Source organism: Serratia sp. (in: enterobacteria), assembly GCF_046715635.1.
Classification (GTDB): Bacteria; Pseudomonadota; Gammaproteobacteria; order Enterobacterales; family Enterobacteriaceae; genus Chania.
Genome location: NZ_JBKJYW010000526.1, coordinates 1 through 9,669 on the forward strand (window position 1 = coordinate 1; position 9,669 = coordinate 9,669).

10 protein-coding genes and 1 pseudogene are annotated in these 9,669 nt (G+C 55.6%); 2 read left to right on the plus strand and 9 right to left on the minus strand.

Annotation, left to right across the window (positions count from 1 at the left end; all coding sequences use genetic code 11):
* Positions 1-97: 97 nt before the first annotated feature.
* Positions 98-199 (minus strand): annotated as a pseudogene (locus ACLQ7H_RS27085) (GNAT family N-acetyltransferase); the annotation flags it as partial.
* 64 nt (positions 200-263) lie between these two features.
* Complete coding sequence (locus tag ACLQ7H_RS27090) at positions 264-929, minus strand: 7-cyano-7-deazaguanine/7-aminomethyl-7-deazaguanine transporter (RefSeq protein ID WP_021181513.1); 666 nt, start codon at positions 927-929, stop codon at positions 264-266.
* A 199-nt stretch (positions 930-1,128) separates the two neighbouring features.
* On the opposite strand from ACLQ7H_RS27090, the gene tusA reads away from it, so the two are divergent.
* Entirely contained in the window at positions 1,129-1,380 is a 252-nt protein-coding gene (tusA, locus tag ACLQ7H_RS27095; RefSeq protein ID WP_024484647.1) for a sulfurtransferase TusA, read from the plus strand.
* Here the strand turns inward: tusA and ACLQ7H_RS27100 are convergent, their stop codons facing one another.
* The 5 genes from ACLQ7H_RS27100 to ACLQ7H_RS27120 form a co-directional block, all read right to left on the minus strand.
* Entirely contained in the window at positions 1,381-2,517 is a 1,137-nt protein-coding gene (locus tag ACLQ7H_RS27100) for a DUF4056 domain-containing protein (RefSeq protein ID WP_411755344.1), read from the minus strand. It lies immediately after the preceding gene.
* Positions 2,517-3,665 (minus strand): BamA/TamA family outer membrane protein, encoded by a 1,149-nt coding sequence (locus tag ACLQ7H_RS27105; protein ID WP_411755348.1) that lies wholly within the window; start codon positions 3,663-3,665, stop codon positions 2,517-2,519. The genes ACLQ7H_RS27100 and ACLQ7H_RS27105 overlap by 1 nt, the downstream gene beginning before the upstream one ends.
* The gene (locus tag ACLQ7H_RS27110) at positions 3,653-4,570 is read right to left on the minus strand and encodes a hypothetical protein (protein WP_411755349.1); all 918 of its coding nucleotides are present in this window, start codon (positions 4,568-4,570) and stop codon (positions 3,653-3,655) included. The genes ACLQ7H_RS27105 and ACLQ7H_RS27110 overlap by 13 nt, the downstream gene beginning before the upstream one ends.
* A 323-nt stretch (positions 4,571-4,893) precedes the next feature.
* The gene (locus ACLQ7H_RS27115) at positions 4,894-7,230 is read right to left on the minus strand and encodes a zinc/cadmium/mercury/lead-transporting ATPase (RefSeq protein ID WP_411755345.1); all 2,337 of its coding nucleotides are present in this window, start codon (positions 7,228-7,230) and stop codon (positions 4,894-4,896) included.
* Between the two features lie 141 nt (positions 7,231-7,371).
* Entirely contained in the window at positions 7,372-7,998 is a 627-nt protein-coding gene (locus tag ACLQ7H_RS27120; RefSeq protein ID WP_411755346.1) for a lysoplasmalogenase, read from the minus strand.
* 163 nt (positions 7,999-8,161) lie between these two features.
* Here ACLQ7H_RS27120 and ACLQ7H_RS27125 point away from each other — a divergent pair, with 163 nt between their 5' ends.
* Entirely contained in the window at positions 8,162-8,521 is a 360-nt protein-coding gene (locus ACLQ7H_RS27125; RefSeq protein WP_021181509.1) for a DUF2500 domain-containing protein, read from the plus strand.
* A gap of 29 nt (positions 8,522-8,550) precedes the next feature.
* Here ACLQ7H_RS27125 and ACLQ7H_RS27130 read toward each other — a convergent pair whose 3' ends face one another.
* Both ACLQ7H_RS27130 and rsmD read right to left on the minus strand, forming a co-directional pair.
* Complete coding sequence (locus ACLQ7H_RS27130) at positions 8,551-8,823, minus strand: DUF1145 family protein (RefSeq protein WP_021181508.1); 273 nt, start codon at positions 8,821-8,823, stop codon at positions 8,551-8,553.
* Entirely contained in the window at positions 8,813-9,436 is a 624-nt protein-coding gene (gene rsmD / locus ACLQ7H_RS27135) for a 16S rRNA (guanine(966)-N(2))-methyltransferase (protein WP_411755347.1), read from the minus strand. Before rsmD ends, ACLQ7H_RS27130 begins: the two co-directional genes overlap by 11 nt.
* Between the last annotated feature and the right edge of the window lie 233 nt (positions 9,437-9,669).

The following is a 9,669-nucleotide window of genomic DNA, read 5'->3' on the forward strand; positions in this document are numbered from 1 at the left end:
CACTAACAGGCCGATACCCATCAATTTTGTTACTTTACGCATCTGGTGTTCCTTATTCCTTTGCAGATAGAGTTGGTTGACCGTATGGCAATGGATGTCACAGGGTTTTTTTAAGTAATAGACGATAGTCGTCTACTTCGCCTTTCTTTTCTAGAGCGAAAATCTGATATTCGTGGCCAATGAGCATTCTTAGCATGGCGAGTGGTTAAGCGCATGAGCAGCCGTCATAAAGTCAGACTGCCCACTATAAACCAGAAGGCGGATTAACTCAGTTGCAACCGGTTGGCGGGTTGGCGTTCTGCCAGACGTTTGAGCAGCATATTGAGCAGTACCCCGTACATCGGCAGGAAGAATACCAGGCAGATCAGCACTTTGAAGCTGTAATCTACCAGCGCGATTTCCACCCAGTTGGCAGCCATAAAGGGATCGCTGCTTTTGTAAAAGGCGATGAAGAAGAAGGCCAGGGTATCGCTGATATTGCCCAGGAACATGGCTGCAGCGGGAGCAACCCACCAGGCGCTGCGTTGGCGCAGGCGGTTGAACACCTGCACGTCCAGGATCTGGCCCAGCACGTACGCCATAAAGCTGGCGGCGGCGATACGCGCCACAAACAGGTTGAAGCTGGTCAAGGCGGCAAAGCCCTGCCACTCGCCCTGGAAAGTGACGGTGGAGATCACATAAGAGATAAACAGCGCCGGGACCATCACGGCAAGGATAATCCTGCGTGCCAGCGGGGCTCCGAAGATCCGTACGGTCAGGTCAGTAGCCAGGAAGATAAACGGAAAAGTGAAGGCGCCCCAGGTGGTGTGAAAGCCGAAAATGCTGATCGGCAGCTGTACCAGATAGTTGCTGGAAGTAATGATGGCGATGTGGAATAGCGATAGCCAAACCAACGCGATTAAGCGTTGTCGATCGGTAAACGAATACATATATGTAGCCTTTTTGAGTGTGGGGTGAGGGAACCCATTGTTAACTGCGCGGCGACATGGTACGCGTTTGGATATTCAATGCAATGGTTAAATTTAACGCAAACGTTAACGTATCTTGCGCAGAAAAACTACCGGCGTAAACTAGCGGGTAATCAGATCCGGCGAGGGTTCGCCGATCGTTTTAGATCGAGAGAGATGTATGACTGACATTTTTGCCCAGGCAGACCAGACGCTAGACGCGCTGGGGCTGCGCTGTCCGGAACCGGTAATGATGGTGCGCAAAACCGTGCGCCATATGGATAACGGTAAAACCTTGCTGATCATCGCCGACGATCCGGCCACCACCCGCGACATCCCGGGTTTTTGCCGCTTTATGGAACATACGCTGGTGGCCCAGGAAACTGAGCAGGCCCCGTATCGCTATCTGCTGCGCAAAGGGCTTGAGAGTTAATCACCGAGCGGTTGCTACACGTTTCTGCAGTATCTGCTGCGCGTCCAGTGCACTCGCGTGTAAGGCCAACCCACTAAAATCCTCTGGGCGATAATAATGCGCCGGGACTGGCAAGTTGTGCATGGTATCTCCAGGCCCGAGTTGCAGCTCCGCCAATTTTGCCAGCGTTAATCCCTCAATCTGTAGCGGCAACGTCAGACGTTGCGGAGCGGCATACTCGAAGGGTGGCTGATTGGGCAGGCGATTGCTGCTGGTGGTGTAATCCCGTTTCAAGACTAAAAATTTCTCCGGTACTCGGCGGTGGCTGTCCCACCAGTCGCCGTCAATGCCGTCAAACTGCCGCCGGGTTTCGGTGATTGAAACCGCGCCAAGCTGGTGCAAGGCGGCGGGTAGCAGTGTCTCCATTGCGCTGTTGTAACTGGCAACGGATATCGCACGCCCTTGCAGGATAGCGTCGATCGCCAACCTTGCCCCTAGCAGATTGGAATACAAATCCTCTGGCGTAAATGCAGAAATCTCTTCAGGAAATCCGGGCACCGATTGGTAGCCGTACCACTGTGCCACTTCATGCCATGCCGCCATCTGGAAGGCGAGCTCTCCGGCCAGGTAAGCCGCTAACGTATAGCGTTGGGCAGCCTCTTGCGGTGGGGTAAAGGCGTTCAGCCGTATACGACGCTTTGCCAATTCCGGGCTAAGATCGAGTGTCCATTGCTGGCCCAGCTTAGGCAACAGCTGGCTGAACAGGAACAGGGTATTGTCGGCGGTATCGCGAACGTGAGCGATGTCGATAAATCCCCCACGATAGGTGTAGACCAATCCCAATTGCTCACTGCCCAATCCCATCAAGTTGCCGATCGCATTGAAAGCGCTGTCATTATAGTGGTGTGCGCCAAGCCGATCGGCGTCTACGAGGTTACCCAATTGATAAAACGGTACCGGAATGCCTAACGCCTGTACTTTGAGGTTATAGCCAAAGGCGCAGCAAGGGCGCAAACCATCCGGTGGCGAGAGTGGCTCAGTCACCGGCCAGGCAAGAGGACTCTCACGGGTAGGTTGCGAGGTGATCAGCGTTTCCAAGGCCTTGGCGGGTAGCGTGGGACTAAGCAGCAGCAAAAATATCAGCGCAACCAAACGCATTAAAAAGCTTCTCCTACCTGAAAATAGAACCCGCTGCTTTTACGCCCGACCCCAAAATCGAGCCGTACGTTCATCCGCGGTTTGAATTCAAAACGGTAGCCAGCCCCCACCGTCGGCAACCAAGGCCCTTGGCCTAGATCACCGCTTTTCCGGCTTAGTGTTCCGGCTCCTGCCCAAAGGACATAACCATGCCGCCAGTTCAATTTGCGGCGATATTCAACTTGGCCGCTGAACGCATTCCTGTCGCGATAACGTCCTTGGTAATAGCCCCGCATCCGTTTGTCGTCGCCCAGTTCAGATAGCCTGTCCCAGGGGACATCACCAGTGGTCAGGCGGCTGTAGACGTCCAATGCTAGTACGCTCTTCTCACTTAGACTGTAATAGGCGTTGTATTGTCCTTCAAGGGTATTGAAGCGGCTATCCCCGCCCAATTCTGGCGCGGAATAGGTGTCGCTCAGGCTGAGAAACTGGCCACGGCTGGCATTAGAAACGAAATCACGCGTATCGTAGCTTAACGAGCCACTGATCCCCGAACTGAACGACGAGGTGCCAGCTTCTTGAGCTTTGAACAGGCTGCTATCTCCCCCATCGGGATCGCTGGCGTGCGTTGAGGAAAGATCCCAACCGAGTCCAGCGTAAGTGGCACTAGCAATACGATACAGCAGCTGTGGCGCTATCTGGAACGATTGCTGGGTATATTTCTCCTTGTTGCTGTCGTGACGTCCGGCTTGATAACCGGTGCCCCAGAAATAGGTTGGCATATTATTCAGGGAGCCGCTGGCAAAGAAGCGCCATTGGTCGTTAGCGAAAAAGCTGTAGTTTTCAAAGCCAACGCCGAAGGCACCGGTACTGCTGAAAAAGCCCTTTAGCGCCAGCGTCGAATTTTGGCTGACACTATCAAGGCTGTCTGGCCGGTACAGGCCCACGACAGCGGTGCCGATGCCAAGACCGAGTTCTGGGGTATAAAACGGGCCGGGCAACACACCCCAATCGATAGTTTTACTGCTGTCGAAATGATTGTCTGAACCCAGAGGGGCTAGCATCCCATCAACTTGCTGACGTGACAGCAAAGCGGCATGGGCACAGGACAGCAGAGCGAGCAGGGGCAGCGTCAGGTAGCGGAGCGGTATCGCCATCAGAAGCGATATTCACCCGAGACCATAAAGCTGTTGCGTTGGCTAAAGCCAAATTCGGTCAACAGGTTGAAATGCTGCGTGATCTCATATTGCGCACCCAGCAGCATATTCCAAGGTGATTGCAGATGCTGCTTCACGTCGAAACGGCCTTCTCCTTTCTGGTTGGCGATAGCGATCAGTGGCTGAAGCGCTGCGGGCATCTGCAAATCAGACAGGCTGCCTCGGAACTCCTGTTGCACATCCTGATACATGCTACCGACCCACAGGTTCAGATTGCTTTGGCCCTGGATACCTGGCACCTGGAAGCGGTAGCCGACACGGGGTGTCACCGTCAGTGCAGAGATTTGGCCGTCAAGGATATTGAAGCTGGTGCGGGTATAGTTGGTATCGAGCGTAGTGAACCAGTTCTCATAGCCTCCGGCCAGCGTGACGCCTGCGCCGTAAGTGGTGCCTTTAAAATCGAGCTTGAAGTCCAGATCGCGCAGTTGCCCGCTTTGGTTCAGACTGTGCACAGCAGAAGCGATGATCCAATCCAATCCTTTGTATTTACTGGGATCGGCGTCCACGGAGACCTGAGACAACGAACTGCCTTTGGTATGGCCAACAATGCCGTAAACGTTGAGGAACGGGAGCAGCCAGGTGTCCAGACGCATGGTTTCCGTTTTGCTCTGTTCGCGGGTTTTGCCAACGCCGATGTTGAACAAATCCGACGGAATGGCGAGCGAACCCAGGCCTAGTCCGGAAAAGTTGATACTCTCGACATTGATATTCTGCCTTATGTTCATGTAGTTGACGCCAATACCGAACGGCTCTGGCAGCTCATAGCCGCGGGCTCGAGCCTCATCCCCCCAAATCGGCAACATACGATGTTCTGGCTGGGGCGCTGTCGTTGGTGCGTTGTGTTGGTCGGTTGGCATCGCCGCACCTTGGGTGAATGGTGGGCGTTTTGCTTCATCAATCAGCTGTGCGGTAGCGGTGTCATTAGGCTGTTGCGCCAGAGCCAGGGAAGGAATGAAAGTAACGACGAGCAGATTCAGGATTTTATAAGAATGCAGTGGTTTCATTAATTCGACCATTACCCTAATAAATTCATAGAATTTATAGGTATGTAGTGTAAAGGTGCTTGGAGAATATAATAAAGTCCTGTGGCTTATAGGGGCATTAAGTGCGTCTTGGCCGTGCTATTTTTCAGGTAAGAGCGTCAGGGCAGCGTTGGTTGCGCCCTGACGATAGAATGGGCTTACTGACGTTTTTTCAGCAGCCGTAATGCGTTGGCGGTCACCAGAGCGGTCGCCCCAGAGTCTGCCAATACGGCTAGCCACAGTCCGGTCATCCCCAGCAGGGTGGTGACCAGGAACACTGCTTTCAACCCAAGGGCAATGGTAATGTTCTGGCGAATGTTGGCGTGTGTTGCGCGGGAGATGCGGATCATCTCGGCAACGCCAGTTAATCGGTTGTGCGTCAGGGCGGCATCGGCCGTTTCCAACGCCACGTCGGTGCCGCTACCCATCGCAATGCCAATACTGGCCGCTTTCATCGCCGGGGCATCGTTGATACCGTCGCCGATCATGGCGGTGGGTTGCCGTTTGCTCAGCTCGGTTACCGCTTTCACTTTGTCTTCCGGCATTAACCCGGCGCGGTAATCGATCCCCAGTTCATCGGCAATGGCGGCGGCTGCACGCGGGTTGTCGCCGGTGAGCATCACGCCACGAACGCCTAACTGTGCCAACTCAGCAATGGCTTGTTTGGCATCGCTGCGTAAGGTGTCACGCAACGCCAGCAAACCGATAGCCTGCCCATCCTGTAATACCACCACCGCGGTTTTACCCGCCGTTTCCAGCGTTGCTACCTGATTGCGCCATTTGCTGCTCATCTGGCTTTCCGTCAACTTACCTGGTGCACTGATCAGGATGATTTTACCGTCGATCTTCCCCTCAACCCCGATACCAGCCAGCGCCCGGCGGCCTTCGGCCAGTGGCAATGCAGCCCCGTTTTCCGCTGCGCGGTTGACGATTGCCTGTGCCAGTGGATGATGTGAACCCGCCTCGACTGCCGCTGCGATGGCCAGAAGTTGTTGCTCGCTAAGGCCCTCTGCTGGCAGCACGTCGGTTACCGTCGGTTTGCCTTCGGTTAGCGTACCGGTTTTGTCGAACGCGATGGTTTGCACTTGGCCCAATTGTTCCAATGCCGCACCACCTTTAATCAGCGCGCCACGGCGCGTGGCCGCCGCAAGGCCAGAGGTGATGGCCGCTGGCGTGGAGATGACCAAGGCACACGGACAACCGATCAGCAGCAAGGTCAGACCCCGGTAGATCCACATCTCCCAAGGCTCGGCAAACAGCAACGGTGGCACCAGGATCACCGCCACGGCCAGCAGCATGATCGCCGGAGTGTAGTAACGGCTGAAGCGATCGAGGAAGCGCTCAATCGGTGCCCGGCGCTCTTCGGCCTCTTCAATCAGCTGCAGGATACGGTCGATGGCATTTTTGCCCGGCTCGGAAGTGACCTTCATCTGCGCGGCCTGATCGACGGACAGGCTGCCAGCGGCCACTTTCTGACCCTGTTGGCGCTCTACCGGCACGGATTCACCGGTTAAAGCGCTTTCGTCAAAGCTGGCGAACGGGTTTAGCAATTCAGCATCGGCAGGCAAGCGGCCACCGGGCGCGATCTCTATCACGTCACCAGGGCGCAGGCTGGACACCGGCACGCGTTTGCGTTCGTTGCCCCGGATAAGCAGAGCATCTTCCGGCACCAATTCCATCAATGCTTTCACGCCACGGCGTGCACGGTTGGCCGCGTAGGATTCCAGCAGTTCCCCTACCATAAACAGCAGCAGTACCATGGCCGCTTCGGCGGTGGCACCGATAAACAGCGCACCGATGGCGGCAACGCTCATTAGGGTTTCTATGGCGAACGGGGTGCCTGAACGGATCAGGCGCAGGGCTTTGCTGGCAACGGGGGCCAGGCCGACCAGCGTGGTGGCGATAAAGGCAATTTCGCCCAGTCGTGGGTTGAAAAAGTCCAGAACCCAACTAATCGCCATCAGCGCGGAGAGCAGTATCAGAGGGCCATACTCACCAAACCTTGAGGCTTTCGGTTCATCGCCTTGTGCCGCCGGGGTAGTTCCTAACAGGGTAAAGCCAGCCTGTTTTACCGCGTCCTGGATCCGCATGCTGACGTCGGATTGGGCATCCACCACCAGTTTTTCAGTGGCAAACAGCACGCGAGCGCTGTCGACGCCGGGGATCGAGGTCACGGCATTTTCGATTTTCTTGGCACAGCTGGGGCAATCCATGCCGGTGACTTTCCAACTGAAACGCTGGCTGCCGGAAGGGGGAGCGGCAGCCAGCCTGTCGCTCTCCTCATCCGGATCGTCGGGGCCATCGCTACTGCAACAGCTGGCTCCGTGCTCATGGGCCAATTGATGATCATGGGCAGCGGTTGCTCCCACCGGGGTTTTTTCACTGCTACAGCCATGCTGGGTTTTGGCGTGGTCATGACTACAGCCGCAGCTGTGATCGTGATTATGTTCTTGATGCTGATGCTCTTGGTGATTATGTGGTTTATGAGTCTGCATAGCGCCCCCTTCAGGCAATCCAATATCATCTCAACAAGCACTCTACACCTTGGAGCTGACTCCAGAGTCAAGCGCGATATGAGAATTATTGTTAATTGCGGGGGCGCTACGGATCCGGTTGCCCGAATCCGTAGCCTGCCATTACAGATATAGCGAGCGGACGATGAGGAAATGCCCGGAGAAGTAGCAGAAGGCGACTACGGCGTCTGCCGCGCGGAAGGTAAAGCGGTAGCGGTTCAGCAGCCAGACGATATTGGCCAACAGCAGCAGCGAGGTACCCGCCAGCAATGAGAAGCCAAAGTCGGTACTGCGCAGGAAATATTGTTCCCCCGCGAGCCACACCATCAGCAGCGTCATGGCGACCAGCGTGGCGATCGGCCAGCGCATCTCTTCCAAGCGGCTCCAGATGATGGCCAGCAGCAGTGTGCCAATCACCAGCAGCACTAGCGGCAAGGGCCAGAACAGGCTGAAGGTCATCTGGCTGGCAAGGCTCAGGGTATACAGCAGGTGTGAGAGGAAGAAAGCGCCGATGGCGTACAGCACGCGCTCGCGCGGCAGCAGCAGCAAGGCATCACCCGCCAGCGTCGCCAATAGGCCCAGAACGATCAAGTAACCCGCAGGGCCCAATACCGGAGCCTGCCAGGCCAATAACAGCAACAGCAGCAAGGTGACCGGTTTAAATACCCAGCGTTGCCAGCGCGGGCCGCGATAGGAGGCATCAACGAACAACCAACCGGAAAAAAATACGGCAAGGAACGGCCAACTCATATGTCTTCCTTATTTATTATTGGAGCCGGGATAACCAACTCCAGGTTGTCACTTTCTCAGTGTAAGCAGCGCGCGTGGGTTCGACAATGCTTTCTTCTCAATGCTATGTTTACGCGGTTTTAGGTGCGAGTGATATTCGCCGGGTAAAAGAGGAAAACCGTCAATGAGTAAGCCACCGTTGTTCTTTGTTGCCGTGATCGCGCTGATTGCGGTGCTGGCGACTCGCCAATACCTCAACAAACGCCGCCAGGATGCAGATAATGACCGCCAGCCGGTGCGTACATTGCAGGTGGAAGTCAGCGCCAAGCGGGAGTTCCCCTCGCCGAATCGTCGTTCGCGGCAGCGGGAAAATATCGTGGTGGAAGATATGCGTTACGAAGTGTACTTCCGCCCGTTGACGGGCGGCAGCGAGATCAAAATACCGTTGCCGCAGCAGCAATATAATCAGATAGATAAAGGCGCTCAGGGCACGCTGAGCCTGCAGGGCACCCGTTTTATCTCCTTCACGGCACAAAAATCGTAGGGGCGCCACATGCGGCGCCCGTTAATAGGCTATTTTTTCTTCAGTGGCGGCTGCTTTTTCTGCCAGTCCAGCAGCTCAAACACGCCAAAAATAAAGATCTTGGTTTCCAGCCAGCGGCTGATGGGCTGGTCTTTCGGCTGGGTGGATTTCAGTAACACCAGCTGTAGCCCGTGCATCACCACCATAAAGAACAAGGCTACGTTGATGAAGTAGGTCAGCGGCTTGGGGTACGGGTGAAACAGGTTGGTGAGCAGAAAGCCCCACACGCACAGCATCAGTAGACGGCCCAGATTAATCAGCATGTTCGGTTTTCTCTTCAAGGGTGCGTAGGTAAAGGCGGTAAGCTACCTGGCCGGCGACCTTCTCGCGGTGCAATGTCCAGGTTGCAGGGACATCGGTGGCGGCGCTTTCGGCTTCGGCCTCGACGTAAATCCAGGCCTCGTTCGCTAACCAGCCCTGTTGCTCCAACAGCGTGACGGTTTCGGCCAGCAACCCTTTACGGAACGGGGGATCGAGAAACACCACGTCAAAAGGTTGCCCATTGCCCGCCAACCAGGTTAAGGCGTTGGTATTGACGACGCTGCCATTGCCCTGCAACAACGCCAGGTTTTTACCCAGCTGTTGCGCGACTGGTCGTTCATATTCCAGCAGCGTGGCGCTTTCGGCATAGCGCGACAGCGCTTCCAACCCCAACGCACCGCTACCCGCGAAGCAGTCCAGACAGCGAGCGCCACGGATCACCGGGGCTAACCAGTTGAACAAGGTTTCGCGTACGCGGTCGGTGGTTGGGCGCAGGCCTTCGCTGTTGGGCACCGGCAGTTTGCGCCCGCGCCATTGGCCGCCGATGATGCGGATCTGGCCAGCGGAGGCCGTCTGCGGTTTTTTGAGTGCGCCGCGCGGTGGTTGTTTTGCCATAAAGAGTCTTAATCAGTTGCGGGGTTAACGAAAAGTTACCGCCATTCTATACCGGATTGCGGATAAGTTGCAGCCTGGAGGCGGTGGAAGCGCTAAAACTACCGCGATGAAAGCATTGCCGATGCGTGTTGCTGTGCCAGGGAAAGTGATAGACTCGGCGAATTAATTTTTCGCATTTGCAAGCCATTGGTACGGAGTAGGGTCAGAACATGGCAAAAGATAAAAAACGAGGG